This is a genomic window from Streptomyces sp. NPDC088762, assembly GCF_044750905.1.
Lineage (GTDB): Bacteria > Actinomycetota > Actinomycetes > Streptomycetales > Streptomycetaceae > Streptomyces.
Genome location: NZ_JBIVKT010000016.1, coordinates 55985 through 82120 on the forward strand (window position 1 = coordinate 55985; position 26136 = coordinate 82120).

Annotated in this window: 28 protein-coding genes; 12 read left to right on the top strand and 16 right to left on the bottom strand. The window is 72.3% G+C overall.

What is annotated here, in order from left to right:
* Positions 1-329: 329 nt before the first annotated feature.
* The gene (locus ACIP5M_RS28750) at positions 330-1037 is read right to left on the bottom strand and encodes a uridine kinase (protein ID WP_401202282.1); all 708 of its coding nucleotides are present in this window, start codon (positions 1035-1037) and stop codon (positions 330-332) included.
* A 59-nt stretch (positions 1038-1096) separates the two neighbouring features.
* Between ACIP5M_RS28750 and ACIP5M_RS28755 the strand changes: the two genes are divergently transcribed.
* The gene (locus tag ACIP5M_RS28755; protein ID WP_401202111.1) at positions 1097-1441 is read left to right on the top strand and encodes a hypothetical protein; all 345 of its coding nucleotides are present in this window, start codon (positions 1097-1099) and stop codon (positions 1439-1441) included.
* 77 nt (positions 1442-1518) lie between these two features.
* Here the strand turns inward: ACIP5M_RS28755 and ACIP5M_RS28760 are convergent, their stop codons facing one another.
* The 3 genes from ACIP5M_RS28760 to deoC are packed head-to-tail and all read right to left on the bottom strand — an operon-like array spanning position 1519 to position 4815.
* Positions 1519-2418 carry an aldehyde dehydrogenase family protein gene (locus ACIP5M_RS28760; RefSeq protein ID WP_401202112.1) on the bottom strand — a complete coding sequence of 300 codons (900 nt, stop codon included), beginning with the start codon at positions 2416-2418 and terminating at the stop codon, positions 1519-1521.
* Positions 2411-3847, bottom strand: a complete 1437-nt coding sequence (locus tag ACIP5M_RS28765; protein ID WP_401202114.1) for an aldehyde dehydrogenase family protein — start codon at positions 3845-3847, stop codon at positions 2411-2413. Before ACIP5M_RS28765 ends, ACIP5M_RS28760 begins: the two co-directional genes overlap by 8 nt.
* Before the next feature lie 5 nt (positions 3848-3852).
* A complete protein-coding gene (deoC, locus tag ACIP5M_RS28770; protein ID WP_401202284.1) occupies positions 3853-4815 on the bottom strand; it encodes a deoxyribose-phosphate aldolase in 963 nt (320 codons plus the stop codon).
* 266 nt (positions 4816-5081) lie between these two features.
* Between deoC and ACIP5M_RS28775 the strand changes: the two genes are divergently transcribed.
* The 5 genes from ACIP5M_RS28775 (at position 5082) to ACIP5M_RS28795 (ending at position 8386) form a co-directional block, all read left to right on the top strand.
* Positions 5082-6053 carry a hypothetical protein gene (locus tag ACIP5M_RS28775; RefSeq protein ID WP_401202115.1) on the top strand — a complete coding sequence of 324 codons (972 nt, stop codon included), beginning with the start codon at positions 5082-5084 and terminating at the stop codon, positions 6051-6053.
* Positions 6054-6138: 85 nt separating this feature from the next.
* Positions 6139-6762: a class F sortase gene (locus ACIP5M_RS28780; RefSeq protein WP_401202116.1), complete on the top strand. Its 624-nt coding sequence runs from the start codon at positions 6139-6141 to the stop codon at positions 6760-6762.
* Between the two features lie 25 nt (positions 6763-6787).
* Positions 6788-7432 (top strand): PH domain-containing protein, encoded by a 645-nt coding sequence (locus ACIP5M_RS28785; RefSeq protein ID WP_401202118.1) that lies wholly within the window; start codon positions 6788-6790, stop codon positions 7430-7432.
* Positions 7433-7564: 132 nt separating this feature from the next.
* On the top strand, positions 7565-8131 hold the full coding sequence (locus ACIP5M_RS28790) for a VanZ family protein (protein ID WP_401202119.1): 567 nt from the start codon (positions 7565-7567) through the stop codon (positions 8129-8131).
* Positions 8132-8185: 54 nt separating this feature from the next.
* Entirely contained in the window at positions 8186-8386 is a 201-nt protein-coding gene (locus ACIP5M_RS28795) for a PspC domain-containing protein (RefSeq protein WP_401202121.1), read from the top strand.
* A 34-nt stretch (positions 8387-8420) separates the two neighbouring features.
* Here the strand turns inward: ACIP5M_RS28795 and ACIP5M_RS28800 are convergent, their stop codons facing one another.
* From ACIP5M_RS28800 to ACIP5M_RS28810, 3 genes are all read right to left on the bottom strand, one after another.
* Positions 8421-9185 carry a hypothetical protein gene (locus ACIP5M_RS28800; protein ID WP_401202123.1) on the bottom strand — a complete coding sequence of 255 codons (765 nt, stop codon included), beginning with the start codon at positions 9183-9185 and terminating at the stop codon, positions 8421-8423.
* A gap of 130 nt (positions 9186-9315) precedes the next feature.
* Entirely contained in the window at positions 9316-9576 is a 261-nt protein-coding gene (locus tag ACIP5M_RS28805; RefSeq protein WP_215018220.1) for a hypothetical protein, read from the bottom strand.
* Positions 9577-9715: 139 nt separating this feature from the next.
* Positions 9716-10864: an adenosine deaminase gene (locus ACIP5M_RS28810; protein WP_401202125.1), complete on the bottom strand. Its 1149-nt coding sequence runs from the start codon at positions 10862-10864 to the stop codon at positions 9716-9718.
* Between the two features lie 113 nt (positions 10865-10977).
* Here ACIP5M_RS28810 and ACIP5M_RS28815 point away from each other — a divergent pair, with 113 nt between their 5' ends.
* Complete coding sequence (locus ACIP5M_RS28815; protein ID WP_401202127.1) at positions 10978-11715, top strand: alpha/beta hydrolase; 738 nt, start codon at positions 10978-10980, stop codon at positions 11713-11715.
* Between the two features lie 64 nt (positions 11716-11779).
* Positions 11780-12148 carry a cupin domain-containing protein gene (locus ACIP5M_RS28820; RefSeq protein WP_401202128.1) on the top strand — a complete coding sequence of 123 codons (369 nt, stop codon included), beginning with the start codon at positions 11780-11782 and terminating at the stop codon, positions 12146-12148.
* Here the strand turns inward: ACIP5M_RS28820 and ACIP5M_RS28825 are convergent.
* Positions 12124-13440: an ATP-grasp domain-containing protein gene (locus ACIP5M_RS28825; protein ID WP_401202130.1), complete on the bottom strand. Its 1317-nt coding sequence runs from the start codon at positions 13438-13440 to the stop codon at positions 12124-12126. The genes ACIP5M_RS28820 and ACIP5M_RS28825 overlap by 25 nt on opposite strands.
* 137 nt (positions 13441-13577) lie before the next feature.
* Between ACIP5M_RS28825 and ACIP5M_RS28830 the strand changes: the two genes are divergently transcribed.
* A complete protein-coding gene (locus ACIP5M_RS28830; RefSeq protein ID WP_401202132.1) occupies positions 13578-14594 on the top strand; it encodes a LuxR C-terminal-related transcriptional regulator in 1017 nt (338 codons plus the stop codon).
* 21 nt (positions 14595-14615) lie between these two features.
* Here the strand turns inward: ACIP5M_RS28830 and ACIP5M_RS28835 are convergent, their stop codons facing one another.
* Together ACIP5M_RS28835 and ACIP5M_RS28840 are read right to left on the bottom strand one after the other, a co-directional pair.
* Positions 14616-15662 (bottom strand): hypothetical protein, encoded by a 1047-nt coding sequence (locus ACIP5M_RS28835; RefSeq protein WP_401202133.1) that lies wholly within the window; start codon positions 15660-15662, stop codon positions 14616-14618.
* 82 nt (positions 15663-15744) lie between these two features.
* A complete protein-coding gene (locus tag ACIP5M_RS28840; protein WP_401202286.1) occupies positions 15745-16686 on the bottom strand; it encodes a LysR family transcriptional regulator in 942 nt (313 codons plus the stop codon).
* Positions 16687-16784: 98 nt separating this feature from the next.
* On the opposite strand from ACIP5M_RS28840, the gene ACIP5M_RS28845 reads away from it, so the two are divergent.
* Together ACIP5M_RS28845 and ACIP5M_RS28850 are read left to right on the top strand one after the other, a co-directional pair.
* The gene (locus ACIP5M_RS28845) at positions 16785-18110 is read left to right on the top strand and encodes an MFS transporter (protein WP_401202135.1); all 1326 of its coding nucleotides are present in this window, start codon (positions 16785-16787) and stop codon (positions 18108-18110) included.
* Positions 18111-18192: 82 nt separating this feature from the next.
* The gene (locus ACIP5M_RS28850) at positions 18193-19170 is read left to right on the top strand and encodes a sigma-70 family RNA polymerase sigma factor (RefSeq protein WP_401202137.1); all 978 of its coding nucleotides are present in this window, start codon (positions 18193-18195) and stop codon (positions 19168-19170) included.
* A 210-nt stretch (positions 19171-19380) separates the two neighbouring features.
* Here ACIP5M_RS28850 and ACIP5M_RS28855 read toward each other — a convergent pair whose 3' ends face one another.
* Positions 19381-19689 (bottom strand): STAS domain-containing protein, encoded by a 309-nt coding sequence (locus ACIP5M_RS28855; RefSeq protein ID WP_401202138.1) that lies wholly within the window; start codon positions 19687-19689, stop codon positions 19381-19383.
* 56 nt (positions 19690-19745) lie between these two features.
* Here ACIP5M_RS28855 and ACIP5M_RS28860 point away from each other — a divergent pair, with 56 nt between their 5' ends.
* Entirely contained in the window at positions 19746-20306 is a 561-nt protein-coding gene (locus ACIP5M_RS28860; RefSeq protein ID WP_401202140.1) for a ferredoxin, read from the top strand.
* A gap of 59 nt (positions 20307-20365) precedes the next feature.
* On the opposite strand, the gene ACIP5M_RS28865 is transcribed toward ACIP5M_RS28860, so the two are convergent.
* The 5 genes from ACIP5M_RS28865 to ACIP5M_RS28885 form a co-directional block, all read right to left on the bottom strand.
* Positions 20366-21643: a thymidine phosphorylase gene (locus ACIP5M_RS28865; RefSeq protein WP_401202142.1), complete on the bottom strand. Its 1278-nt coding sequence runs from the start codon at positions 21641-21643 to the stop codon at positions 20366-20368.
* 88 nt (positions 21644-21731) lie between these two features.
* A complete protein-coding gene (locus ACIP5M_RS28870) occupies positions 21732-22130 on the bottom strand; it encodes a cytidine deaminase (protein WP_401202144.1) in 399 nt (132 codons plus the stop codon).
* Positions 22127-23392 (bottom strand): ABC transporter permease, encoded by a 1266-nt coding sequence (locus ACIP5M_RS28875; RefSeq protein WP_401202146.1) that lies wholly within the window; start codon positions 23390-23392, stop codon positions 22127-22129. Before ACIP5M_RS28875 ends, ACIP5M_RS28870 begins: the two co-directional genes overlap by 4 nt.
* Positions 23389-24501 (bottom strand): ABC transporter permease, encoded by a 1113-nt coding sequence (locus tag ACIP5M_RS28880; RefSeq protein ID WP_401202148.1) that lies wholly within the window; start codon positions 24499-24501, stop codon positions 23389-23391. The genes ACIP5M_RS28875 and ACIP5M_RS28880 overlap by 4 nt, the downstream gene beginning before the upstream one ends.
* The gene (locus ACIP5M_RS28885) at positions 24498-26093 is read right to left on the bottom strand and encodes an ABC transporter ATP-binding protein (protein WP_401202288.1); all 1596 of its coding nucleotides are present in this window, start codon (positions 26091-26093) and stop codon (positions 24498-24500) included. Before ACIP5M_RS28885 ends, ACIP5M_RS28880 begins: the two co-directional genes overlap by 4 nt.
* Between the last annotated feature and the right edge of the window lie 43 nt (positions 26094-26136).

A 26136-nucleotide genomic window follows, 5' to 3' on the forward strand; every position in this document is an offset into this window, starting at 1 on the left:
GCGGGCGTCTGGCCGGCGGGCCGAGGGGGCGCTCGAAGCGCTCGGGGTCGGTGGCTGCCGCTGCGCGGGGCCGTCCCCTACCCGCCCTTCCACCGTTCCTCCCCCAGCTACCGCTGGGAGGTGCCCCCTGGGGCTCCGCCCCAGACCCCGCGCCTCAAACGCCGGCGAGGCTGGTTGCGGCTGCTGCCACCCGGCACCTCCAGCCCCGCCGGCGTTTGAGGCGCGGGGGTCCGGGGGCCGGCCCCCGGCAACGGCGCCGCACCCACCGGCGACGCAGGAAGGCCGGTCATGCCGCCACTTTTCGGGACTTGAGGGGGAACCCCGGCCTCCTAAGCCGGAGTCGTGGCCCGGTGGCGGCCCGCCGCGGCGGCGGCCAGGCGGCCGAGGGCCTCGTCGCGGGCGCACGGGTGTGCGCCCAGCGCCACGTGCCGGGCCACGATGCCCCGTTCGGCCCGCATCAGCCTCCAGCCCCTGCGCAGCAGGAAGGGGACCGACTTGCGTCCCTCCCGCAGGTCACGGGCCAGCCTCCGCCGGAACGTGGTGGACGGCCGCCCGCGCAGGCAGATCGCATCCGCCAGCAGGCCCAGTTCCTGGCACCGGGCGGCGATGTCCGCCGCGAAGATCCCCTCCGCGATGAACAGCGGCGTCCGCGGCGCCCCCGCGATGTCCAGCACCTCCGCCCCGACCCGCGCGCTCGTCGCGATGTCGTAGACCGGTACGTCCGTACGGCCGGACGCGCACAGCTCGGCGATCGCCGCCACCGCCGCCTCCGCGTCCCACGACAGCGGGGAGTCCCAGTCGATGTCGGAGCTGCCGTCGACCAGCGGGAGGGTGGGGTCGTCGCCCTCCTTGTAGAAGTCGTCGAGGCGCAGCACGGGCAGCCCGGAGCGGGCGGCCAGTACGGATTTTCCGGAGCCCGACGGACCGGTCAGCAGGACGACACGGGTCGGCGAGGGAGAAGAACAGCTCACGGGACACCAGTCTGAACCATTCCCCCGGGTAGGGGATCCTCCCGGTGGCCGGTTGGTATCCAGGATCACACCTCGACTACGCTGCGTGCGCACGCGAACACGACCAATCACAGGGCGGGAATCCCATGGCACGCCACGCAGTCCCCTCCGCAGCCGGCCGGCTCCGCAACGCCGGCCTGACCGTCTCGATGGCCGGCGCGGCCCTCGCGCTGGCCGCCGGGGGCGCCCAGGCCGGCGAGCTCGACGTCCCGGCCGCCCTGGCCGGGGTCACCGACCCGATCGCGAACCTCAAGGTGAACCCGCTCGCACACACCGGCGTCGACCCCCTCGACAACGGCGTCGGCACCAAGGTCGCGGACTTCCCGGCCGTCGGCACCGGCATGGTCACGGGCGCCCTGACCCAGGGGCCGTCGGTCGCCGAACTCCCCGGCGCCGCCGTGTCCTCGCTGCTGGGTCCCGTCAGGGAGTAGGCGACCGGGTACGGGAAAGGCCCCGGCAGCGCGGGGGACGCTGCCGGGGCCGGTCTTCGTGTGCCCGTGACCCCGTACTAGTACGAGGATCCGGACGCGCCCAGCGAACCCGTCGGGTGCCAGACCGTCTTGGTCTCCAGGAACGCCGTCATGCGCGACGTGCCCGGGTCCGCGCTCCAGTCGTCCACAGGCTGTGGACGCAGGACGCGCTTGAGGTTGTCCGCCGCCGCGATCTCCAGCTCCTTCGCCAGGGCCGCGTCGGCGCCGGCCAGGTCGATCGCGTTGACGTCCTGGTGGGAGGCCAGGTGCGGGCCCATCTCGGCGGCCTTGCCGGACAGGATGTTGACCACGCCGCCGGGCAGGTCGGAGGTGGCGAGCACCTCGCCCAGCGAGAGCGCGGGCAGCGGGGCCTTCTCCGAGGCGATCACGACCGCCGTGTTGCCGGTCGCGATGACCGGGGCGATCACCGAGACCAGGCCCAGGAAGGACGAGTCCTGCGGGGCGACGACCGTCACGACGCCGGTCGGCTCCGGGGTCGAGAGGTTGAAGAACGGGCCCGCGACCGGGTTGGCGCCGCCCACGATCTGGCCGATCTTGTCGGTCCAGCCCGCGTACCAGACCCAGCGGTCGATGGCGGCGTCCACGAGCGCGCCGGCCTTGGACTTGGACAGCCCCTCCGCCTCGGCGACCTCGCGGACGAACTGCCCCCGGCGGCCCTCCAGCATCTCGGCGATGCGGTAGAGGATCTGCCCGCGGTTGTACGCGGTCGCGCCCGACCAGCCGCCGAAGGCCTTGCGGGCGGCGACGACGGCGTCACGCGCGTCCTTGCGGGAGGACAGGGGGGCGTTGGCCAGCCAGTTGCCCTTGGAGTCGGTCACCTCGTACACCCGGCCGCTCTCGGAACGGGGGAACTTGCCCCCGACGTACAGCTTGTAGGTCTTGAAGACGTTCAGACGGGTCGCAGAAGACTCAGACATCAAGGTAGCCCTCCAGGCCGTGGCGACCGCCCTCGCGGCCGAAGCCCGACTCCTTGTAGCCGCCGAACGGCGAGGTGGGGTCGAACTTGTTGAACGTGTTGGCCCACACCACACCCGCGCGGAGCTTGTTGGCGACCGCCAGGATGCGGCTGCCCTTCTCCGTCCAGATGCCGGCGGACAGGCCGTACTGGCTGTTGTTGGCCTTGGCGACGGCCTCGTCCGGCGTACGGAACGTCAGCACGGACAGCACCGGGCCGAAGATCTCGTCACGGGCGACGGTGTGCGCCTGGGTGACGTTCGTGAAGAGCGTCGGAGCGAACCAGTAGCCGGCGGACGGAAGTTCGCAGGCAGGGGACCAGCGCTCGGCGCCCTCGGCCTCGCCGGTGTCGGCGAGCGCGGTGATCCGGGCGAGCTGCTCGGCGGAGTTGATGGCGCCGATGTCGGTGTTCTTGTCGAGCGGGTCGCCGAGCCGCAGCGTGGAGAGGCGGCGCTTGAGCGAGTCCAGCAGCTCGTCGTGGATCGACTCCTGGACCAGCAGGCGGGAGCCCGCGCAGCAGACCTGGCCCTGGTTGAAGAAGATGCCGTTGACGATGCCCTCGACGGCCTGGTCGACGGGAGCGTCGTCGAAGACGATGTTGGCGCCCTTGCCGCCCAGTTCCAGGGTGACCTTCTTGTCGGTGCCGGCGACGTGACGGGCGATCTTCTTGCCCACGGCGGTCGAACCGGTGAAGGCGACCTTGTTGACGTCCGGGTGCTCGACGAGGGCCGCGCCCGCGTCGCCGTAGCCCGTGAGGATGTTGACGACACCCTTCGGCAGGCCGGCCTGGCGGCAGATGTCCGCGAAGAACAGCGCCGACAGGGGCGTGGTCTCGGCGGGCTTCAGGACGACCGTGTTGCCGGTGGCGAGCGCCGGGGCGATCTTCCACGCGAGCATGAGCAGGGGGAAGTTCCAGGGGATGACCTGGCCGGCCACGCCCAGCGGACGCGGGTTCGGGCCGTAGCCGGCGTGGTCGAGCTTGTCGGCCCAGCCCGCGTAGTAGAAGAAGTGGGCTGCGACCAGCGGGAGGTCCGCGTCGCGGGTCTCCTTGATCGGCTTGCCGTTGTCCAGGGTCTCCAGGACGGCGAGCTCGCGGCTGCGCTCCTGGATGATCCGGGCGATGCGGAAGAGGTACTTGGCGCGCTCGGAGCCCGGCAGTGCGGACCAGCCCGCGAAGGCCTTGCGGGCGGCCTTGACGGCGCGGTCCACGTCGGCGGCGCCGGCCTGGGCGACCTCTGCCAGCACTTCCTCGCTGCTCGGCGAGACGGTCTTGAAGACCTTGCCGTCGGCGGCGTCGGTGAACTCGCCGTCGATGAAGAGCCCGTAGGAGGGGGCGATGTCGACGACCGAGCGGGACTCGGGAGCCGGTGCGTACTCGAATACAGATGCCATGGTGATCAGTCCACCGTCACGTAGTCGGGACCGGAGTAACGGCCGGTGCTCAGCTTCTGCCGCTGCATCAACAGGTCGTTGAGCAGGCTGGACGCACCGAAGCGGAACCAGTGGTTGCTCAGCCAGTCCTCGCCCACGGTCTCGTTGACCAGGACCAGGAACTTGATCGCGTCCTTGGTGGTGCGGATGCCGCCGGCCGGCTTCACGCCGATCTGGATTCCAGTCTGCGCGCGGAAGTCGCGTACGGCTTCGAGCATGAGCAGGGTGTTCGCCGGGGTGGCGTTCACCCCCACCTTGCCGGTCGACGTCTTGATGAAGTCGGCGCCCGCGAGCATGCCGATCCAGGAGGCGCGGCGGATGTTGTCGTACGTGGACAGCTCGCCGGTCTCGAAGATGACCTTGAGGCGGGCGGCGGTGCCGTCGGGGCGGACGCAGGCCTCCTTGACGGCCTTGATCAGCTCGTACGTCTCCAGGTAGCGGCCGGCGAGGAAGGCGCCACGGTCGATGACCATGTCGATCTCGTCGGCGCCGGCGGCGACGGCGTCGGCGGTGTCCGCGAGTTTCACGGGCAGGGCGGCGCGGCCGGCCGGGAAGGCGGTGGCCACGGAGGCGACCTTGACGTCGGCGCCGTTCAGCGCGGCCTTCGCGGTGGCCACCATGTCGGGGTACACGCAGACGGCGGCCGTCATCGGCGTGCTGCGGTCGGTCGGATCGGGGTGGACGGCCTTGGCGGAGAGCGCCCGGACCTTGCCCGGGGTGTCCGCGCCTTCCAGGGTCGTCAGGTCGATCATCGAGATGGCCAGGTCGATGGCGTACGCCTTGGCCGTGGTCTTGATCGAGCGGGTGCCGAGAGCGGCCGCGCGGGCCTCCAGGCCGACGGCGTCGACGCCGGGCAGCCCGTGCAGGAAGCGGCGCAGCGCACTGTCGGACGTCGTCACGTCGGCGAATGCGGTGAGGGTGGTGGGCATGGTCACCACATGAGCATATCTACGCGCGTAGCGACCTGTCACCCCCCGCACCCGATTCCCGGGCAACCGCTATGGAATCGACACCTCCGTTCCGACACGCACCTGGTGTTACACGTCCATGACAGGAGCCGGATCGTCCGTCCGCACAAGATCCATAAATTTGTCTTCAGCAGCCCGCCACACCTGACCCGGTGAACCAGACCGAACAGACTCAACGCGGCATGCGACTCTCCTCCACTTTCCTCACCGCGCTTCAAGGAGTCGTTATGCGTACCGCCCGCGCCCTCCGTACCTCGATCGTCACCGCCGCCCTCGCGGGCGCGATGCTCATACCGGCCGCCGGTGCCGCGTTCGCCGCGCCCGCCGCCACCCCGCAGACCGCCGTCGCCTCGGACAGCAGCCGCTACGAGGGCGAGCCCGTCTACATCGGCGAGGGCCTGGTCGCGGTGCTGCGCAACAAGTCCGAGGGCCCCGAGGCCTGGATCCGCTACGTCGGCACCGACTGGAAGCCGGGCGACCCCTACATCGTCAAGCTGATGGCCCTCCTGAACCGCAGCCAGACCAGCGCCGCGGTCAGCGGCCTCCAGCTCAAGCTCTCCGGCGTGGACACCGACATCCCGTTCCTCACCGTGACCGCCAAGGACGGGACCGCGAAGTCCTTCAAGCTGCCCAAGGCCGAGGTGACCGCCATCTGCGTCTCGGGTCCCAAGCGGGTGACCCTCGGGGCAGGCCTGCGGGCCGAGCTGTGGATGACCGTGGACGGCCCCAAGGCCGACCTGTACTCCTCCGGTGAGGGGGGCGTCTGGGAGAAGCTGGACCGCACGCACCCCTCGTCGGGCCCCGGCAACACGGTCAGGATCGTGAACCCGAGCGGCGCGGAGCCCCTCCTGGAGTGGCAGCTCGAGGGCGCTACCGGGCCCGGCCGCTCCTCCTTCCCCGACCTCCAGCCGGCTTGCGTGCGGAATTACCAGCTCGTCGAGTCCAAGACCACCACCCCGCCGCCCGCGCCGAAGCCCAGCCCGAGCGCCTCCACCGGCTCCGGCACCTCCTCCGCCCCCAAGGCTCAGACCGCCGGCCAGACGACCGTCGTGCCCAAGGGCGCCGTCGCCGCCGGGGCCGAGATCGCGGCCGAGGACACCGACAACGCCACCACCGTGGCGGCCGGGGCCGGGCTCATGGCGATCTTCGGGGCGCTCGGCGCGAGCGTGGTGCTGCGCCGCCGCCGCGTCCAGGGCTGATCCGCCCTTCCCCCACTTCTCGTCTCGCCCCCCGGCGGGCCACCTTCCCGGTGGTCCGCCGGAGCCCGTTTCCCGGAGCGTCCCCATGGCCCACCGCGCCGCCCGCCCGTTGTTCGCCGCCGTCCTCCTCGCCGCCGCCCTGACCGGCTGCGGCGGCGCCGCCACCACGACCGGCGCCCCGCCCGCGGCCGGCTCCGCGGCCCCGCCCGCGGTCACCCCCACGGCCGCCCCCGCCGCTACGGCGTCGGCTGCGCCCCTGCCCGCCTCCGTGCCCGTACGCGTACGGATCCCCGCGGCGGGGGTGGACGCCTCACCGCTGCTGACGCTGGGGCTCGCCGCCGACGGCACCGTCGAGGTGCCCTCCGTCGCCGACGGGGACAAGATCGGCTGGTACGGCAAGGGCGTCACCCCGGGCGAGACCGGCCCCGCCGTGCTGATCGGCCACTTCGACACCGCCCGGGGACCGGCCGTGCTCAAGGACGTCTCCCGCGTCCACACCGGCGACGAGATCACGGTCTCCCGCACGGACGGCAGCACCGCCGTCTTCCGCGTCCGCGAGCTGGAGCAGGTCGACAAGAAGCGGTTCCCCACCGACAAGGTCTACGGGAACACCACCCGCCCCGAACTGCGCGTCATCACCTGCGGCGGGGAAATCACCGACGGCCACCGGCCCGACAACATCATTCTGTACGCCGATCTCGTGGGGTGAGACGGCTTGGGGCAGAATCGGCCCCATGAGCAGCCATCAGCAGCCGACCGACGAGCCGGTCTACGACGACCGGGTCTACCGCTCCTCCATGGCCGTCGCCAGTGGGGTCGCGCTGCTGGCCCTGATTGTGTGGTTGTGCGGCGACGCCGTGGTGCGGGGCTCCGGGAGCACCCCCTGGATCGCGCTCGCGGTCGCGCTGTGCGCGGTACCGCTGACCGTGGCCTTCACCCTGCGCCCCGCCGTCTTCGCCAATGACGACCGGATGCGCGTACGCAACCCCTTCCGCGTGATCGAGCTGCCGTGGGCCGCCGTGGACGCGGTACGGGCCGGGTACTCGGCGGAGGTGCTGGCCGAGGGCGCGAAGTACCAGCTCTGGTCCGTCCCCGTCTCGCTGCGCGAGCGCAAGAGGGCGAGCCGGGGGCAGCTCAGCCGCCGCGGCGGGCTCACCGGCCGGCTCTCCTCCGGCCCGGGGGCGGACAAGGCCGCCGCACCGGCCGGGCCGCCGCGCGCCCACGCCGACAAGGTCATCGACGAACTGCGGGAGCTGGCCGAGCGCGGAGCCTCGCGCGCCGGTGCGCAGGGCAGCGTGCAGGTGCACTGGTCGTACGAGATCATCGTGCCCACCGTGGCCGGCGCGCTGCTGCTCGTCGTGCTCCTCGCCACCCGCTGACCGCCGGGCCACGCTCCCGCCGATCCCCGGTCCACGCCGTCGCCGATGCCCGCTCCACGCCCTCCGATCCGAGAACGCCGGCGAGGCCGAATGTCCGGAACCACCGGTACCGCGGGGTGCGTCCTCGCAGGTGTGCAGCGTCTTGAGGCCGGCGGCAGCGCCGCCATCCATCCCCGGGTCCGGATCCTGGCCGGCGCCCTCCTGGCAGCCCACCTCGTGGTCGTGGGGTTGCTGACCCTCCTGCCCTTGGACGTCCCGTGGGCCGCGGCGGCCAATCTGACCCCGCTGGAGGGGATCGGTGCCGCCCTCGCCCGCGGCCCGCTGGAGGCCGCGCGGCACATCGGGTCGGGGCTGGCGCTGCTGGCCCCGCTCGGGGTGCTGCTGCCGCTGGTCAGCGGGCGGCTCGCGCCGACGGCGCTCTCCGCGTGGTCCTCGCTGGCCCGGACCGCCGCCGCGGGCGCGCTGGTCTCGGTGTGCATCGAGATGCTCCAGACCGCCGTTCCGGGCCAGGTCGTCGACGTGGACTCGGTACTCCTGAACACCTTCGGGGTGCTGCTCGCGCACGCGGCCGTCGTACCGGCGCTGCGCGCCCGCATGAGGCGCTCACAGGCCGCTTATCAGGGGGCGACCCCGAGAATTACCAGGGTCGGGCTCGGCCCCTGGACCGAGGTTCTGTCGGCGGTCCCGCGGGAATATTGAGGCATCGCAAGCCGTGCTGGTCCTCAAAGCAGCGATCCCGACGAAGGAGAAACCATGAGCGCCCTTGCCCGCCCCCGTGACGGACGATGGATCGGCGGAGTCTGTGCCGGTCTGGCGCGCCGCTTCGGAATGTCCGCGAACACGATGCGCGCGATATTCGTCGTCTCGTGCCTGCTGCCCGGCCCGCAGTTCCTGGTCTACCTGGCGCTGTGGCTGCTCCTGCCGAACGAGAAGTCCGCATCCGCCGCCTGGTAGCCGGTGCCGGCGCCGGGTAGCACGAGCCGGCGGGTCAGACCGCCCGCTTGACCTTCTCGAGCTGCTTGTCGGCGACCTCCTGCGGCACCCGCGCCTTCTGCGCGCCGGACGCCACGTTGAGGGCCATGAGCCGCACGATGGTGTCGCCTTCGCGTACGACGACGAGGTGGACCTGCGCCGAGACGCCCTCGGCGGCCGCGACCGTGGTCCAGCTGACGCTCTCGTCACCGGCCGTGGTGAAGTCGGCCGCCTGCACGTCGCGGTAGCTGCCGGTCTGCTTCTCGACCGTGGCGGAGAATCCCGTACCGCAGGCGGCGACGGCGGCCTTGAGCCGGGCGATCAGCGCCTTGGCGTCGTTCTGCGCGTAGGAGCTGACGGAGGCGGACACCGCGAGTCCGACCTGCTTCTGGGAGCCGACGCCCCGGTTGACGGTCTCGCGGGCGGCCGGGTCCGGCTCGTCGCCCATGATGTCGGCGAGCGGCTGGCAGGCCTTCCTGTCGGCCTGGGGCTGGCCGTCGGGGGCGTTCGGGTTCTTGCCCTGGGCGGAGATCTGGTAGCCGGCCAGGTCGCCCTGTTCGAGCGCGGACCGCTCCAGCCTGCTGCCGCCGGTCTTAGGCGCGGCCGATCCGGCGGGGGCGGATCCGGCCGGGGCACCGGGTGCGCCCGAGGCGTGGCCCGGGGAGCCCTTGGGGTCCGGGGCCTTGTCCTTCGCGGGGGTGGCCGTACTGCTGCACCCCATGGCCGCGAACAGCAGGGCGGGGACCAGCGCGACCATCGTCGCTCGTGCCTTCATGCGCATGACCAATGACCTCATACCGAGTGCGTCGGCGGGCAGTTGGTGGTGATCGTGGCACACGGCGCGGCGGGGCACACACCTCGTCGAAGAGGTGTGCGCCCGCCGCACGCGCGTACGTCCACGGACGGCTGGGTCAGCCGCCGAGGCCGTTCAGGCTGTTGGTGAGCGGGTTCAGCAGACCCGTGACCTGAGAGGTGGGGTCGCTCGACTGCTGACCGTCCTCCGCGCCCATGTGCTGCTGGCTGGTGACACCCTGGAGCCCACCCGTGACCGTGCCCAGCGCGTCGGTGAGGCCGACGGCCGGAACGGCGGCCGAGGCGGTACCGGCGGCGACGGCGGCGAAGGCGGCACCGACAGCGGCGGCACCGAGGATCTTGGCAGCTGACTGCTTCATGAAAACGTGTCCTTGCGACGGGGAATTGAGCGGCTCCGCAAACTAGTCACTTCAAACCCCCGCCCGCAAACATCGTTAAATACGAGAAAGCGCCCGGGAATTGCCCCTCCCGGGCGCTTTCAGTACGTCATGCCGTGGCCTAAGCCGAGACAGAACCGCTGGTCGAAGCGGTCTGCTGGAACAGCCACTCCGACTTCAGCTCCGCATAACCGGGCTTGATGACCTCGTTGATCATGGCCAGTCGTTCATCGAAAGGAATGAACGCGGACTTCATGGCATTGACGGTGAACCACTGCATGTCGTCGAGCGTGTAGCCGAAGGTGTCCACCAGGTGCTCGAACTCGCGGCTCATGCTGGTGCCGCTCATCAGGCGGTTGTCGGTGTTGACCGTGAGCCTGAAGTGCAGCTTCCGCAGCAGGCCGATCGGGTGCTCGGCGTACGAGGCGGCCGCGGCCGTCTGGAGGTTCGACGTCGGGCACATCTCGAGGGGGATGCGCTTGTCCCGGACGTACGAGGCCAGGCGGCCCAGGGTCACCGAGCCGTCCTCGGCGACCTCGATGTCGTCGATGATCTTCACGCCGTGACCGAGGCGGTCGGCGCCGCACCACTGCAGGGCCTGCCAGATCGACGGCAGGCCGAAGGCCTCGCCCGCGTGGATCGTGAAGTGGTTGTTCTCGCGCTTGAGGTACTCGAAGGCGTCGAGGTGGCGGGTGGGAGGGAACCCGGCCTCGGCGCCGGCGATGTCGAAGCCGACCACGCCGTTGTCGCGGTAGCGGTTGGCCAGCTCGGCGATCTCCAGCGCGCGGGCGGCGTGGCGCATCGCGGTCAGCAGGGCGCCGATGCGGATGCGGTGGCCGTTGGCCTTGGCGCGGCGCTCGCCCTCGCGGAAGCCGTCGTTCACGGCCTCGACGACCTCTTCGAGGGTCAGGCCGGCTTCCAGGTGCTGCTCGGGGGCGTAGCGGATCTCGGCGTACACGACGCCGTCCTCGGCCAGGTCCTCGGCGCACTCGGCGGCGACCCGGAAGAGGGCGGCCTTCGTCTGCATGACCGCGCAGGTGTGCGCGAAGGTCTCCAGGTAGCGCGGGAGGGAGCCGGAGTCGGCGGCTTCGCGGAACCAGATGCCGAGCTTGTCGGCATCGGTCTCGGGGAGGTTCTCGTAGCCGACCTCCCGGGCCAGCTCGATGATGGTCCCGGGACGCAGGCCGCCGTCGAGGTGGTCGTGGAGCAGCACCTTCGGGGAGCGGCGGATCTGATCCGGGGTCGGCAGGTTGGGGGTCTCGCTCGTCATCTGGGCACTCTAACTCCTACGCGCGTAGAGTGTCCCCCCGCGGCGTGCGCCGATATGTAACAGAGACCGCACGGACGGATGGCGTACACCTCCGGATCTGAGACTGTTCCGCCATGGCACAGCATGCGCCGCCGACGCGCGGGGTCCGTCTGGGACGGGCAGCCGGTGCGATCGGCTCGGGATCGACGTCGGACAGACCGGTCAACGGGGTGGTGCTCCTGATTCCCGGGGCGTCCAGATTCTCCCCCGGTCCGGTACGTCCGCTCGCGCGGGCGCTGGCCCGGGCGGGCGGGGCGGACGGGCTGGTCGCGCACACCCTCCTCCACGACGGGGGCGCCTGTCGGGAGCAGGAGGCGGCGCGGGCCGCGGACGAGGTGGTGCGGCGGTACGGGGACGTGCCGGTGTGCCTGGCCGGCTATGACGCGGGAGGGCTGGCCGCGCTGCGCGCGGCGGGGCACGAGGCCGTCAACTCCGTTCTGGCGCTGGCCCCTTGTCCGGGCGAACCGGTCGCCGGGGCCCAGTCACCGGAACCGGTGAAACACCTCGCGGGCCGTCAGGTGCTGATCGTGCACGGCACGAACGACGCCCGCAGCGACCCGGAGAGCTCGTTCCGGCTGGCGGCCCGGGCGAAGAAGGCGAACCGGTCGACGTGCCGGTTCGAGGTCCATTCGGACGGGCACGCCCTGCGCGAGCACCAGGCGGAAGTGGTGGCGCTCGGCGTGGACTTCGTTCTCGGGGCCGTGTTCTCGGGGCGGTACTCCCGCCCGGTGACGGACGCCTTCGCCGCTCCGCCGCCGCTGGGCCTGCGCATGCCGCTGGCCTCGGGCTTCGGCCGGTCGCTGCGCGGGTGAGGAAGGGCGCCCGAGCGTAAGCTGAGATCGGACTCGGGGTGATCCGCTGCGGGAGGCGATGGGTATGGGCATCGTGCGCAGGAACTTCGACGAGGCCGACGAGACCCGTCCGTTCGAGGACGGCAAGGGCCGGCTGGATCTGATCCAGGCCGAGGGCGGCCCTGTCGGCCGTGCGGTGTTCGAACCGGGCTGGCGCTGGTCGGAGCACATCAAGCCGCTGGCCGGCACGGACAGCTGCCAGTCCGCGCACACGAGCTACGTGGTGAGCGGCAAGATGCACGTCGTCATGGACGACGGCGAGGAAGAGGACTACGGCCCCGGCGACTTCATGCAGATCACGCCGGGCCACGACGCCTGGGTCGTCGGGGACGAGCCGTGCGTGGCCGTGGACTGGACCGGCTTCGGCGACTACGCGAAGGGGGCCGGCGGCTGACCGCCGCAGGGATCCGTCGCCTGCCCCACCCCGATTCCGCACCCTGAGCGCGGGGCGCAGGGTCGGCGTGCGCCGGTGCGGGCGGGCCGGTCCGGCCGCCGGAGCAGCACGACCGCCCGCTCCAGGCGGTGCTCGAGGGCGCACGCCGTAGGGGCGGCGGCGAGGACGTACGCGTGGTGGAGCGCGCCCGTCGGGGCCTGGCGGACCGTCGCGCCCGGCGGGATCTCCAGCTGCACCCGGACCACGCCCGGCACGGAGCGGGCGGCGGTGAGGCCGGGGCGGATGCCGTCGACGCGCAGGCCGGGCGGGAAGTCCACGTACCGCAGTCCGGCGTGGGTGGCACGCGGGCTGCTCACGGGGTCGGGCAGGCCCAGCCCGGAGGCGAGGGCGAGGGCGAGGACGTCGGTGCCGTGGGCGAGCCGCAGGAGCCGGCTGAGCTCCTCGCCGCCGGGACGGGCGTGGGCCTCGACGAGGCGCGGCCCGTGCGCGGTGAGGATGACCTCGGTGTGGGAGGCGCCGTCGTGGTGCCCGGCGAGGTCGAGGACCCCGCGCACGAAGGCCCGTACGGCGTCCGCGGTCCCGGGGTCCAGGGCGACGGGGAGGTCGTGGCCCGCGGCGGTGAGCCGGGGGCCCGTGAGCCGGCGGGTCCAGCCGAGGACGCGGTGGCGGCCGGCACGCGAAAGGGTCTCGACGGTGAGCTCCGGCCCCTCGAGGTACTCCTCGACGAGGAGGTCGGTGACATCGGGATAGCCGCGGGCGGCGGCGCGCGCCTCGGTCTCGTCGCGGACGAGCCGGACCCCTTCGCCGTCGGCGCCCGCGCGGGGCTTGATGACGCACGGGTATCCGATGAGGGTGGTGAGGAACGGGAGCGTCGCGGCGCGGCCGCAGCGCGCGAAGGACACGGGCCGGGCGGGGTGCAGGGTGTTGGAGCGGGCGCGCAGGGCGGCCTTGTCCATGAGGGCCGTCACGGCCGAGGTGGGCGTGCCGGGCAGGCCCAGCTCCTCGTTGGCGCGGGCGGCGGCGAGGGCTCCGGCGGCGTCGAAGCCGAAGACGGCGGCGCGTCCGCGGCGCACCGCCTCCAGCCGGCCGACCGTCCCGACGAGCAGCCGGTGGTCGCGCCAGTCCGTCCGTACCCGCCGCTCCGCCCCCTCACGGTCGGATGGCACCGATGGATCCGGCGCGACCACCACGGGGCGCGCGCCCGCCCGGCGGGCGGCCGCCACCACGGCGGGTCGCGGGCTGAGCAGGACGGCCACGGGCCCCCGCCCGTCCCTGGGTGTCCGGTCCTGCATACCGCGCTCCCCCCTCACGCCGTGGAGCCACTGTGCCTCTTCGGCATATGCCGAATGCCGCCGGACAGGCGTCGTCTTGCCGCCTTGCGGGAACACGAGGGGTTTATAAACGCATGCAATCCGGGACCAATACGCATATGCCAGCCGAAGAAGCAGAGGAACTGAGCCCTGCGGCGCGGCGCCTCTACGCGTACGCGGTCGAGCGGCACGCCTTCAGCACGGCCGAGGCCACCGAGGCCCTGGGGGTGCGCGCGGCCGCCGCCATCACCGAGCTGGCCGCCGCGCACCTGCTCCAGCGGGCTCCGGGCGGCGCGCCGGACCGGTGGACCGCGGTGGCGCCCCGGGCCGCGGCGGCCAGGGCGCTGGCACCGCTCGCCCTGCTGGCGCGCGAGACCCATGACGAGATGGACCGGCTGCGGGGGCGGCTTGAGGCGCTGGTGCCGGCGTACGAGGCGGGGACGGCCCACCGGGACCTGAGCGGGGCGGGGCGGCTGGAGCTGGTCACGGACCTGGGGGCGGTGCGCGGGCTGATCGCGGAGCTGGTCGCGGCGTGCGAGAAGGAGCTGCTGACCTCGCAGCCGGGCGGGGGCCGGCCGCTGGAGACGCTGGAGGAGTCGATCGGGCGGGACGAGCAGCTGCTGACGCGCGGGGTGCGGATGCGGACGCTCTACCAGCACACGGCGCGGTACTCGCGGCCGACGGCGGCGTACGTCGAGCGGGTGACGGCGCTGGGGGCGCAGGTACGGACCCTGGGCGACGGGCTGATGCGGATGCTGGTCTTCGACGGGCACACGGGGCTGATGGCGGTGCCGGACCGGAGCGGGGCGGCGCTGGTGGTGCGGGAGCCGAACGTCGTGCACTTCATGACGGCGGCGTTCGAGCGGTCGTGGGTGCGGGCGGAACCGTTTCCGGTGACGGTGAGTCCGGAGGCGGCGCGGTCGATCTCGGACGAGCTGCGGCAGACCATCGTGCGGTTGCTGTCGGAGGGGCTGGAGGACAAGGTGATCGCCCGTCGCCTCGGCATGTCGGAGCGGACCTGCCAGCGGCACATCGCCGAGATCATGCGGGCCGTTGGGGCCAAGTCCCGGTTCCAGGCCGGGTACTTGCTGGGCCCGCCCGCCACACCGCCCCCCGCCCCGGCGGATCCGGTGTAGCGGGTTTGCGCAGGACACCCCCTAGCGCGCCGCGCCGAACCGGTCGTAGTACGCCCGCAGCGACGGCCGGCGGATGTCCGGCAGCCTGACGAGGGTGTGCGAGAAGGCGAAGGGGTGGGGCAGGAAGGACCGCCGCGGGTGAAGCGGCAGCGGGTAGTCGTCGCGCAGGACGCCCTCCGGCAGCCCGCCGGTTGCGGGCATCGGCGAGGTCTCCTCGGGGAGCACGAGGTGCGCCCAGACTCCCATGTCCAGCGGGACGACCGTCGCCGTGCCGTCCGGGGGCCGCCACGGCTCCCCCGTGAACGGATGACGCGGGACGAGCAGGAGGTCGGGCCCGGGCCGGAGCGCGGGCCGGCCCGGCCCGGCCAGGCCTAGGGTCAGGGCGGGAGACCCGGCGGGGAGGTAGCCGGCGACGGCGTGGCCCAGCAGCTCGGCCAAGGGACCGGGCAGCGCCACCGGACGGCCCTCGCAGGCCACCACCAGGTGGGCGAGCGCCACGGGGACCGCGGCCTCCCAGCGGCGGCTCCACGACCCGTCGAGTTCGACCGGCGGGACGGCGTACGCCGCCGGTTCCAGGTCGTCCCAGCCGGGAACCGGGGCCTCGGGCGGGCCCGGGGGGAGCCTGCGGACCGCGTCGGGCTCCAGCCACACCGCCTGCCACAGACCGCAGTCGTCCAGGCGGGTGGCGACCGCACAACCGCACCGCTCGCAGGCCAGGTTGGGGCCGTCACGGCCGTCCACGCCCCTGCAGTAGCCCTCGCACCTCTCGGGGATCAGGACCATCCCCCGGGAGTCGCCGGGCGCGATGACGATCCTGCCCGGCGCCCCGAAGGACACGGAGTGCACCGGCGCGTGGATGCCCTGCCGGGCCGCCAGGTCGTCCCCCACCTCGTCCCACAACCGCCAGGGCGGTCCGGTGGGCAGGGGGTCCACGGCGTACGTCGCGGGCTCCATCAGCGGGGGATGCAACTCCTCCCACGCCCCGAAGTAGGTGTGGTCGGGGAGGGCGACCCGGGTGACCGGCGCCGTCAGCTCCGCACCGCACCCGGCGCACGCGAACACGTCCAAACAAGCCCCCCTCGGCTGGTGACCCCGGAATTGTCCCGGCCGCCCGGTGGACGGTCCAACGCTTTTCCCGCGGCGGGCCGCCTTACGCGGCCGGCGGTTCCAGGTCCGGGATCAGGCGGCCCCGGCGGGAGAGGAGGAAGCGTTTGAACTCCGCCACCGGTGGGGTGTCGGGGTGGCCGTCGAGCCAGGCGAGGCCGATCTCCCGGACGGCGCGCGGGGCCGTGACCGTCAGCTCGACCACGCCCGGGCGGGCGACCGCCGGGGGTGGCAGGAGGGCCACGCCGAGGCCGGCGGCGACCAGGCCGCGCAGGGTCTCGGCCTCCTCGCCCTCGAAGGCGACGCGCGGGGTGAACCCGGCCTCCGCGCACAGGTCGTCGGTGATGCGGCGCAGACCGTAGCCCGGCTCCAGGGTGACGAAGGTTTCCTCGGCGGCCTCGGCGAGGCGGATGCGCTTGCGGCCGGCGAGGCGGTGGTCGTCGGGGACGACCAGGCGCAGGCGCTGTTCGTCGAGGCGCCGGGCGACGAGGTCGGGGGCGTCGGGCAGCGGTGACGTGAGGCAGAGGTCGAGCTCGCCCGCCCGCAGCCGTTCCAGCATGGCCTCGCCGTAGTTCTGGACCAGGGAGAAGCGCACGCGCGGGTGGTCGGCGCGGAAGGCGCGGATGAGGCCGGGTACGGTCTCGGGGCCCAGGGTGTGCAGGAAGCCGAAGGCGACCTTGCCGAAGGCGGGGTCGGCGTCCTGCTGCACGGATTCGGCGGCGCGGGCGATGCCGTCGAGGGCCTGTTCGGCGGAGGCCAGGAAGGTGCGGCCGGCCGTGGTGAGCGCGACCGCGCGGCCCGTGCGGGCGAACAGCGTGACGCCCAGGTCCTGTTCGAGGCGGACCATGGCGCGCGACAGGGTGGACTGCGGGACCCCCAGTTCGTGCGCGGCGCGGGTGACGTGCTCGTGCCGGGCGACGGCCGCGAAGTACGCGAGGCGCGGGGCCAGCAAACGTGTCACCGACACGTCTTCTTCGTAACGGTTCATCGACATGCGCCGCCCTGAGCTGTGCTGATGCGTGAATGGATCGATTATTGCGAATCCGTGCATTGGACGCATCAAAAAGGGGGGCCTACCTTCGAAGCATGCCTCCCGCTCATACCGGGGCGCCCGTCATCCCGGGTGCCTCCACCCCGTCGTTCCCGGACCCCGAGACCCACGCCCCCGAGACCCGCACCCCCGAGGGCCGGGAGCCCGGCCGCCCCGGCTACCGCCGGATGAGCCTCGCGCTCTTCGCCGCCGGGCTCGCCACCTTCGCCCTCCTCTACTCCACCCAGGCGCTGCTGCCCGCGATCTCCGACGGCTTCGGGGTGACGGCGGGTCAGGCCAGCTGGTCGGTGTCCGCGGCCACCGGCGCGCTCGCGCTGTTCGTCCTGCCGCTGAGCGCCCTGTCCGAGCGGTTCGGGCGGACCCGGATGATGACCTGGTCGATGGCGGTGGCCGTCGGCGTCGGCCTGCTGGTGCCCTTCGCGCCGAGCCTGGAGTGGCTGGTCGCGCTGCGCGCCGTACAGGGCGCGGCGATCGCCGGCATCCCGGCCTCCGCGATGGCGTACCTGGCGGAGGAGGTCAAGCCGAAGGCCCTGGTCGGTGCGATCGGCCTGTTCGTGGCGGGGAACTCCATCGGCGGCATGAGCGGCCGCCTCGTCACGGGCTGGGCGGCGCAGCTGGGCGGCTGGCGGGTGGGTCTGCTGGCCGTCGGGCTGATGTCGCTGGCCTGCGCGGCGGCCTTCCTGGTGCTGCTGCCCCGGGCCCGGTTCTTCCGCCCGGCGTCGCTGAACCCGCGCGCGGTGGGCCGTACGGTCGCCGGGCACCTGCGTGATCCGCTGCTGCTGCGGCTGTACGGGATCGGCGCGCTGTTCATGACCGTCTTCGGCGCGGTGTACACCGTGATCGGCTACCGCCTCGTCGACGAGCCGTTCTCGCTCGGACAGGGCGTGGTCGGGTCGGTCTTCCTGATCTACCTGGTCGGTACGGTCTCCTCGGCGGCCGCCGGTCGGCTGGTGGCGCGGACGGGCCGGCGCGGCGCGCTGTACCTGGCGGTGACGACGACGGCGCTGGGCCTGCTGCTCTCGCTGGCCGATTCCCTGCCGGCGATCCTCCTCGGCCTGGTCCTGATCACGGCGGGCTTCTTCGCCGGCCACGCGGTGGCCTCCTCGGCGGTGAGCCGTACGGCGAAGATGGGCCGGGCGCAGGCCTCCGCCCTCTACCAGTCGGCGTACTACCTGGGCTCCAGCGCGGGCGGCACCCTGGGCGCCCTCGCCTACCACTCCGCGGGGTGGGCGGCCACGGTGGGCATCGCGCTGCTGGCGGTGCTCGGCGTCGTCTCGATCACGCTGTACGGGTCCCGCGCGGCCCGCGCGCAACGCCGGCTCCCGGCCGGGGCGGGCCGGGCGGCGGCCGCCGCACGCTGAGGCTCCGGCCGGTCGGGCTGCGGCTGTCAGACCCCTCCGGTAGTTTCCGAAGCATCGGGTGCTACCAGGGGGATCGGCGGACATGACAGACCTCGTGACGGACATGGACCTCGATGCGGCGATGGATCGCTACCGCGTCGAACTGACCGGCTACTGCTACCGGATGCTCGGTTCGTCCTTCGACGCGGAGGACGCGGTGCAGGACACCTACATCCGCGCCTGGCGCAGCCACGCGACCTTCGAGGGCCGGTCCTCGCTGAGGTCGTGGCTGTACCGGATCGCCACCAACGTCTGCCTGGACCTGCTGAACGCCGGGAAGAAGCGGGCCCGCCCAATGGACCTGACCGCCCCGCAGCACCAGGCCTCCGCCGTGCTGAACGAGCGGCCCGAGGTGACCTGGCTGGAGCCGGTCCCGGACGGCCGGGTGCTGCCGCAGACCGCCGACCCGGCGGAGATGGCCCTGGCGAAGGAGTCCGTCCGGCTGGCGTTCGTCGCGGCGCTGCAGCACCTGCCGGCGAAGCAGCGGGCGGTGCTCATCCTGCGCGAGGTCCTGGCGTGGAAGGCCGACGAGGTCGCGCAGCTGCTGGACACCACGGTCGCGTCGGTGAACAGCGCCCTCCAGCGGGCGCGGGCCACCCTCTCGGGCACCCGGATCCGCGAGAGCGAGTCCGCCGACCCGCTGGACGAGGCCCAGGTGAAGCTGCTGGAGCAGTACCTGTCCGCCTTCGAGGCGTACGACATCACGCGGCTCACCACGCTGCTGCACGAGGACGCGGTGCTGTCGATGCCGCCGTTCGACCTGTGGCTCCAGGGCCGCGCCGACATCGCGGCCTGGCACCTGAACCAGGGCATCGGCTGCAAGGGCTCTCGCCTGGTCCCGACGACGGCGAACGGCATGCCGGCCTTCGGCCAGTACCGCCCGGCGGCCTCCGGACCGGGCCACACCCCGTGGGCGCTCCAGGTACTGGAGATCTCGGACGGCAAGATCGTCGGGCTGAACGCCTTCCTGGACACCGAGCGGTGGTTCCCGCTCTTCGGTCTCCCCGAGCGGCTGGGCTAGGGGGTGTCTTACGGATCAGGCCGGATGAGGGAGCGGTGTCTGGTGCCGTGCATCGCAAGGCGGACGAGGGAGTCGACGCGGAGCGTCGGCGAGTGAGGACAACGCGGCGAGGCGCGGTGCCGGACACCGCGAGCCCGGCCTGATCCGTAAGACACCCCCTAGGCGCCACCGCGGCCGCTCCCGCGCCCCGGAACCACTCGGAAGGCCGGCCTACTCCCGGACGCCGAACGGCGGCTCCCGCTCCTTGGACTCCGCGAGCAGCCCGGCGAGGCCCACGAGGTCCAGCAGTGCCCGCAGCGCGGGGCCGGCGCCGGTCACGCGCAGCGGCCGGCCCCGGGCCGTGAGCCGCAGCCGCGCCAGCACCTCGACGGTACCGAGGCCCGGCGCGGTGACGGCCCCGGCGTCGCACTCCACCGCCCGCGCCCCGTCCTCGTACAGGCGGGCCAGGCGCGCGCACAGCAGTACGGCGTCGCGCGCGGTCGGGCTGGGTCCGGGCAGCACGAGTCGGGTGATCTCCACGCAGGGGGGACTCCCCGGCCGTCCGCAATTCATCGGCGGGTGCGGACAATGGCGCGATGAAGCCTGCCTACTGGGATCCGCTGCCCACCGCCCGCTCCCTCGCGCCGGCCGACGCCGCCTTCCCCGTGTTCCGGGGCGTCTGGGCGGAGCGGAACTGGCGCAACGTCCCCGGCCCCTTCTACGGGGCAGACACGGACTGCATGATGATGGGCCGCGACGAGGCCCCGCACCACATCGCGTATGACGAAGACGGGCAGGAGTTCGTCTTCCGCCAGCCGGTGAACGTCCACGAGACCGGGAACCTGGTGCGGGGTGCGCAGCTGGAGCTGTACACCGCCTACGGCTGTGACGGGGACGACCATTGGACCGTCGGGTCCGTCCGTGACTGGTGGCGGGACCGCGGCCGGGTGCGGGAGTGGGCGGTGGCCGCGGCCGCCGAGTGGGCCGCCTACGACGAGGACCCGCGGTACGCGGCCCACTACCACGAAGCCGCGCAGGGCCACCGCGACTTCGTCGCCCACATCGACGACGGCCTGGAGGGCTATCTGCGCGGCTACCTGTTCTGGCTGGAGCACCGGCGCGAGCCACGGCCCGGGGAGGCCCTGCCGGGCCTGTGAGAAGACGCCGGCGCGGCTCCGGACGGGGAGCCGCGCCGACGGGTCGGGGGGGACCGCGATCAGGCGATGCGGTCCAGGACGATCGGCGTGGCGGAGAACGCGGTGCCCGCCGGGGCGATGTCGTACGAGCCCTCCAGGGAGGCCAGCGCGTAGTCGAACTTCTCCGGGGTGTCCGTGTGCAGGGTCATCAGCGGCTGGCCGGCGGTGACCGCGTCGCCCGGCTTGGCGTGCAGCTCGATGCCGGCCCCCGCCTGCACCGGGTCCTCCTTGCGGGCGCGGCCCGCGCCGAGGCGCCAGGCGCCCACGCCGACCGCGTACGCGTCCAGGCGGGTCAGGACGCCCGAGGCGGGGGCGGTGACCACGTGCTGCTCGCGGGCCACCGGCAGGGCCGCGTCCGGGTCGCCGCCCTGGGCCGCGATCATCCGGCGCCAGTGGTCCATGGCGGAGCCGTCGGCCAGGGCCTTCGCCGGGTCGGCGTCCTTGATGCCCGCCGCGTCCAGCATCTCCTTGGCCAGCGCGATGGTCAGCTCGACCACGTCGGCGGGGCCGCCGCCGGCGAGGACCTCGACCGACTCGCGGACCTCGAGCGCGTTGCCGGCCGTCAGGCCGAGCGGGGTGGACATGTCCGTCAGGAGCGCGACGGTCTTGACGCCCGAGTCGGTGCCCAGGCCGACCATGGTCCGCGCCAGCTCGCGGGCGTCCTCGATGTTCTTCATGAAGGCGCCGCTGCCGACCTTGACGTCCAGGACCAGCGAGCCGGTGCCCTCGGCGATCTTCTTCGACATGATCGAGGAGGCGATCAGCGGGATGGCCTCGACCGTGCCCGTCACGTCGCGCAGCGCGTACAGCTTCTTGTCCGCCGGGGCCAGGCCGTCGCCCGCCGCGCAGATGACCGCTCCGGTGGTGTCCAGGACGTGCAGCATCTCCTCGTTGGAGAGCAGCGCCCGCCAGCCGGGGATGGACTCCAGCTTGTCGAGGGTGCCGCCGGTGTGGCCGAGCCCGCGGCCCGACAGCTGGGGCACGGCCGCACCGCAGGCCGCGACGAGTGGGGCGAGGGGCAGGGTGATCTTGTCGCCGACGCCGCCGGTGGAGTGCTTGTCGGCGGTCGGACGGGACAGGGAGTCGAAGTTCATGCGCTCGCCGGAGGCGATCATCGCGGCGGTCCAGCGCGCGATCTCGGCCCGGTTCATGCCGTTCAGCAGGATGGCCATCGCCAGCGCCGACATCTGCTCGTCGGCCACGACACCCCGCGTGTAGGCGTCGATGACCCAGTCGATCTGCTCGGGGCTCAGCTCGCCGCGGTCCCGCTTGGTCCGGATGACGGAGATGACGTCCATGAGGTGCTTCTTTCTACGCGCATAGAGAGAGGGGTTTGCGGGAGTGCGACGGCCCTCCGCCCAGGGGGGTGGAGGGCCGTCGGCACGGCTATCTCAAGTGATCGGGCCCGAAGGCCTGCGGCAGCATCTCCGCCAGCGGGAGGACCCCCTTCGGGGTCTCCACCAGCAGTTCCGGGCCGCCGAATTCGAAGAGCAGCTGCCGGCAGCGGCCGCACGGGACGAGGATCTCGCCCCGTCCGTCGACGCAGGTGAAGTGCGTCAGCCGGCCGCCGCCGGTGGCCTGGAGGGAGGAGACCAGGCCGCACTCGGCGCACAGGCCCAGGCCGTAGCTCGCGTTCTCCACGTTGCAGCCGGTCACGATCCGGCCGTCGTCCACCAGCGCGGCGACGCCGACCGGGAAGCCCGAGTAGGGCGCGTACGCGTGGGACATGGCCTCGCGCGCCGCGACCCGAAGGGCCTCCCAGTCCACCGCGTGGGCCGTGGTCACTTGCCCTGGCCCTTGCGGTACGGCATGCCGTCCGCCTTGGGCATGCGCAGGCGTTGCGCGGACAGGGCGAGGACCAGCAGCGTGGTGACGTACGGCGCGGCGTCGACGAACTGGCTCGGGACGGCGTCGGTCAGGGCGTACCAGAGGAAGAGGCCCGCCGCGCAGGCCGCGGCGATGCCGGCCTGGACGTACTTCTTCTTGTACAGCTGCCAGGCGACGGCGACCACAAGGAGGATCGCGATGAGCAGGAGCATCGCGTGGACGTTCTCCGCGCCGCCGCGCAGGCGGAGGCTGTAGGTGAAGCCGAAGAGGCCCGAGCCGAGGGCCATGCCGCCCGGCATCCAGTTGCCGAAGATCATCGCGGCGAGACCGATGTAGCCGCGGCCGCCGGTCTGGCCCTCCTGGTAGATGCCGGTGGAGACGATCGCGAGGAAGGCGCCGCCGAGACCGGCCATCGCGCCGGAGACGATCACGGCGATGTACTTGTACTTGTAGACGTTGACGCCGAGGGACTCGGCGGCGATCGGGTTCTCGCCGCACGAGCGCAGGCGTAGACCGAAGGCGGTCCGCCACAGCACCCACCAGGTGACCGGGACCAGCAGCACCGCCACGACCGTCAGGAGCGACAGGTTGGTGACCAGGCCGCCGAGGACTCCGGCGATGTCGGAGAGCAGGAACCAGTGCTTGCCCTGCAGGGTGGCCAGCCCGTCCGAGAGCCCCGGAATGGTGATCTCGGTGATCGGCTCGATGCGCGGGGACTGCTTGGAGGAGCCGCCCGGGGCCTCGTCGAAGGTGTAGTTCGACAGGTACTGGGTGAAGCCGACGGCCAGGATGTTGACCGCCACACCGGAGACGATGTGGTTGACGTTGAACGTCACGGTGATGATCGCGTGCAGCAGCCCGCCGAGGGCGCCGCCGACGATCCCCATGACGACGCCGGTCCACGGACCCCACTGGTAGCCGGCCCAGGCGCCGAACCAGGTGCCCAGGATCATCATGCCTTCGAGGCCGATGTTGACCACGCCGGCACGCTCGGCCCACAGGCCGCCGAGGCCCGCGAGGCCGATCGGCACGGCGAGCTGGAGGGCCCCGGAGACCTGGCCGACGGACGTCAGGTCGTCGGCGCCGGAGATGACCCGAACCAGCGAGATCAGGGCGAGGCCGCCCGCGATGATCAGCAGGATCCAGGGAAGGGTGAGCTTGCGGCGGCCGCCGCCCTTCTTGGGCGCGGCGCTCGTCGCGGAAACGGTGCTGGTGCTCACGCCGCGACCTCCTTGTTGTCGGTGAGGGCGTGGCCGGCGGCCAGCTCTTCGCCGACCTTCTGCTGCTGGCGGCGGATGCCGTAGCGGCGGACGAGCTCGTAGCTGACGACGACGGCGATCACGATCAGGCCCTGCATGATCGTGCCGATCTCCTGGGCGTAGCCGTTCTGGTCGAGACCGGCGGAGGTCTGCTTGATGAAGGCGAGCAGGAAGGCCGAGAAGAGGATGCCGACCGGGTTGTTGCGGCCGAGCAGGGCGACGGTGATGCCGGTGAAGCCGATGCCCAGCGGGAAGGACAGGTTGTACGTGTGGGACTCGCCGAGCAGCAGCGGCATGCCGGTCAGACCGGCGACCGCGCCCGAGATGAGCATCGCAGTCATGATCATCTTCTTGGGCTCGACGCCGGAGGCCTGCGCGGCGGACTCGCTGGCACCGGAGGCGCGCAGGTCGAAGCCGAAGCGGGTCCGGTTCAGCACGAACCAGTAGACGATGCCGAGCGCGAAGGCCACGAACGTGAAGCCGTAGATGTCGCCGCCCGGGAGGGACAGCGCCGGGAACCAGCCGGACTCGGGGATGTCACCGGTGGTCAGGTCGTTCGAGCCCGCCGGCTGGACGCCGAAGTTCTTCGGCAGGATCAGCCAGGCGATCAGGGAGGTCGCGATGGCGTTGAGCATGATCGTGGAGACGACCTCGCTCACCCCGCGCCGGGCCTTGAGGATGCCCGCGATGCCGGACCAGAAGGCACCGGTCGCCATGGCGACGAGCACGATCAGCAGGATGTGCAGCGGACCGGGCAGCGAGACCGACGCACCGACCACGGCCGAGACCATCGCCGCGAGGCGGTACTGGCCGTCGACGCCGATGTTGAAGAGGTTCATCCGGAAGCCGATGGCCACGGCCAGGGCTGCCAGGAAGTAGATGCCGGCCTGGTTGACGATCAGGACCTGGATGTCCTCGTAACCGGCCTGGTCGATCATGATGCGCAGCGGCTCGATCGGGTCCACGCCCGAAGCGGCCAGCACGATCATGGTCAGCACGAAGGCGCTGAGCAGTGCGAGCACGGGGCCGGCGGCCGCGAGGAGCAGCCGGTCCTTGTCGAATTTCTTCATCGGGCCTCGTCCTCCGTCGTGTCACCGTCGGCAGCGGCGGAAGGGTTGTCGTTGGCTTCCAGGTGTCCGCGGGCGGCACCGGTCATGGCCGTGCCGAGTTCCTCGGGCGTGATGGTCGCCGGGTCGGCGTCCGCGACCAGGCGGCCGCGGTAGATGACGCGCAGGGTGTCGGACAGGCCGATCAGCTCGTCCAGGTCCGCGGAGATCAGGAGCACGGCCAGGCCCTCTCGGCGGGCCTCGCGGATCGCGTCCCAGATCTGGGCCTGCGCGCCGACGTCCACACCGCGGGTGGGGTGGGCGGCGATGAGGAACTTCGGGCTGTGGCTCATCTCGCGGCCGACGATCAGCTTCTGCTGGTTGCCGCCGGAGAGCGAGGCCGCGGTGACCTCGATGCCGGGCGTGCGGACGTCGTACTCGCGCACGATCCGCTCGGTGTCCTTGCGGGCCGCCTTCGGATCGAGGATGCCCCGCCTGGAGTTGGGCGCCTCGGTGACGTGGCCGAGGATGCGGTTCTCCCAGAGCGGGGACTCCAGCAGCAGGGCGTGGCGGTGGCGGTCCTCGGGGATGTAGCCGATGCCGCCTTCGCGGCGCTTGCGCGTCGGCGTGGTGGAGATGTCCTTGCCGTCCAGGGTGATGACGCCGCCGTCCGGGAGGCTCATGCCCATGAGGGCCTCGATGAGCTCCGTCTGGCCGTTGCCCTCGACACCCGCGATGCCGAGGACCTCGCCCTTGTGGATGGTGAAGTCGATGCCGGCGAGCACCTCGCGGACGACGCCGTCCGGGTCGGTGGCGGTCAGGCGCAGGTCCTGGACGTTCAGCATCGGAACGCTGGTGACCGTCGACTCGCGGGTCTCGGGGGTGGGCAGCTCGCTGCCGACCATCAGCTCGGCGAGCTGCTTGGTCGTCGCGGTCTTCGGGTCGGCGGTGCCGACCGTGGTGCCCCGGCGGATGACGGTGATGTCGTCGGCGACCTTCAGGACCTCGCCCAGCTTGTGCGAGATGAAGATGACGGTCAGGCCCTCGGCCTTGAGCTCGCGCAGGTTGTCGAAGAGCGCGTCCACCTCCTGCGGCACGAGCACCGCGGTGGGCTCGTCGAGGATGAGGGTGCGGGCGCCGCGGTAGAGGACCTTGAGGATCTCCACGCGCTGGCGGTCGGCGACACCGAGGTCCTCGACCAGGGCGTCCGGGCGCACGCCCAGGCCGTACGCGTCCGAGATCTCCAGGATCCTCTTGCGCGCCTTGGCACCGATGCCGTGGAGCTTCTCGCCGCCGAGGACGACGTTCTCCAGGACGGTGAGGTTGTCGGCGAGCATGAAGTGCTGGTGCACCATGCCGATACCGCGGGCGATGGCCTCGCCGGGGTTGGCGAAGGTGACCTGCTCCCCGTCGATGGCGATGGTGCCCTCGTCCGGCTTCTGCATGCCGTAGAGGATCTTCATCAGGGTCGACTTGCCGGCACCGTTCTCACCGATGAGGGCGTGGACCGTGCCCTTGCGGACGGTGATGGCGATGTCCTTGTTGGCGACGACGCCGGGGAAACGCTTGGTGATGCCGTGCAGTTCGACTGCTGGGGGCGGGCTGGACGCGTTGATGACGCACTCTCCTTGGCGCGGAAGGAGCGGAGGCAGGGGGACA

Bases quoted from the DNA above. Each gene is read 5' to 3' on its own strand.
- ACIP5M_RS28755 (WP_401202111.1), top strand. From the start codon at position 1,097: ATGGCACGCCACGCAGTCCCCTCCGCAGCCGGCCGGCTCCGCAACGCC.
- ACIP5M_RS28830 (WP_401202132.1), top strand. From the start codon at position 13,578: ATGCCAGCCGAAGAAGCAGAGGAACTGAGCCCTGCGGCGCGGCGCCTC.
- ACIP5M_RS28780 (WP_401202116.1), top strand. From the start codon at position 6,139: ATGGCCCACCGCGCCGCCCGCCCGTTGTTCGCCGCCGTCCTCCTCGCC.
- ACIP5M_RS28800 (WP_401202123.1), bottom strand. From the start codon at position 9,185: ATGCGCATGAAGGCACGAGCGACGATGGTCGCGCTGGTCCCCGCCCTG.
- ACIP5M_RS28785 (WP_401202118.1), top strand. From the start codon at position 6,788: ATGAGCAGCCATCAGCAGCCGACCGACGAGCCGGTCTACGACGACCGG.
- ACIP5M_RS28805 (WP_215018220.1), bottom strand. From the start codon at position 9,576: ATGAAGCAGTCAGCTGCCAAGATCCTCGGTGCCGCCGCTGTCGGTGCC.
- ACIP5M_RS28765 (WP_401202114.1), bottom strand. From the start codon at position 3,847: ATGGCATCTGTATTCGAGTACGCACCGGCTCCCGAGTCCCGCTCGGTC.
- ACIP5M_RS28820 (WP_401202128.1), top strand. From the start codon at position 11,780: ATGGGCATCGTGCGCAGGAACTTCGACGAGGCCGACGAGACCCGTCCG.
- ACIP5M_RS28775 (WP_401202115.1), top strand. From the start codon at position 5,082: ATGCGTACCGCCCGCGCCCTCCGTACCTCGATCGTCACCGCCGCCCTC.
- deoC (WP_401202284.1), bottom strand. From the start codon at position 4,815: ATGCCCACCACCCTCACCGCATTCGCCGACGTGACGACGTCCGACAGT.
- ACIP5M_RS28810 (WP_401202125.1), bottom strand. From the start codon at position 10,864: ATGACGAGCGAGACCCCCAACCTGCCGACCCCGGATCAGATCCGCCGC.
- ACIP5M_RS28760 (WP_401202112.1), bottom strand. From the start codon at position 2,418: ATGTCTGAGTCTTCTGCGACCCGTCTGAACGTCTTCAAGACCTACAAG.
- ACIP5M_RS28850 (WP_401202137.1), top strand. From the start codon at position 18,193: ATGACAGACCTCGTGACGGACATGGACCTCGATGCGGCGATGGATCGC.
- ACIP5M_RS28880 (WP_401202148.1), bottom strand. From the start codon at position 24,501: ATGAAGAAATTCGACAAGGACCGGCTGCTCCTCGCGGCCGCCGGCCCC.
- ACIP5M_RS28840 (WP_401202286.1), bottom strand. From the start codon at position 16,686: ATGAACCGTTACGAAGAAGACGTGTCGGTGACACGTTTGCTGGCCCCG.
- ACIP5M_RS28865 (WP_401202142.1), bottom strand. From the start codon at position 21,643: ATGGACGTCATCTCCGTCATCCGGACCAAGCGGGACCGCGGCGAGCTG.
- ACIP5M_RS28860 (WP_401202140.1), top strand. From the start codon at position 19,746: ATGAAGCCTGCCTACTGGGATCCGCTGCCCACCGCCCGCTCCCTCGCG.
- ACIP5M_RS28815 (WP_401202127.1), top strand. From the start codon at position 10,978: ATGGCACAGCATGCGCCGCCGACGCGCGGGGTCCGTCTGGGACGGGCA.
- ACIP5M_RS28825 (WP_401202130.1), bottom strand. From the start codon at position 13,440: ATGCAGGACCGGACACCCAGGGACGGGCGGGGGCCCGTGGCCGTCCTG.
- ACIP5M_RS28795 (WP_401202121.1), top strand. From the start codon at position 8,186: ATGAGCGCCCTTGCCCGCCCCCGTGACGGACGATGGATCGGCGGAGTC.
- ACIP5M_RS28845 (WP_401202135.1), top strand. From the start codon at position 16,785: ATGCCTCCCGCTCATACCGGGGCGCCCGTCATCCCGGGTGCCTCCACC.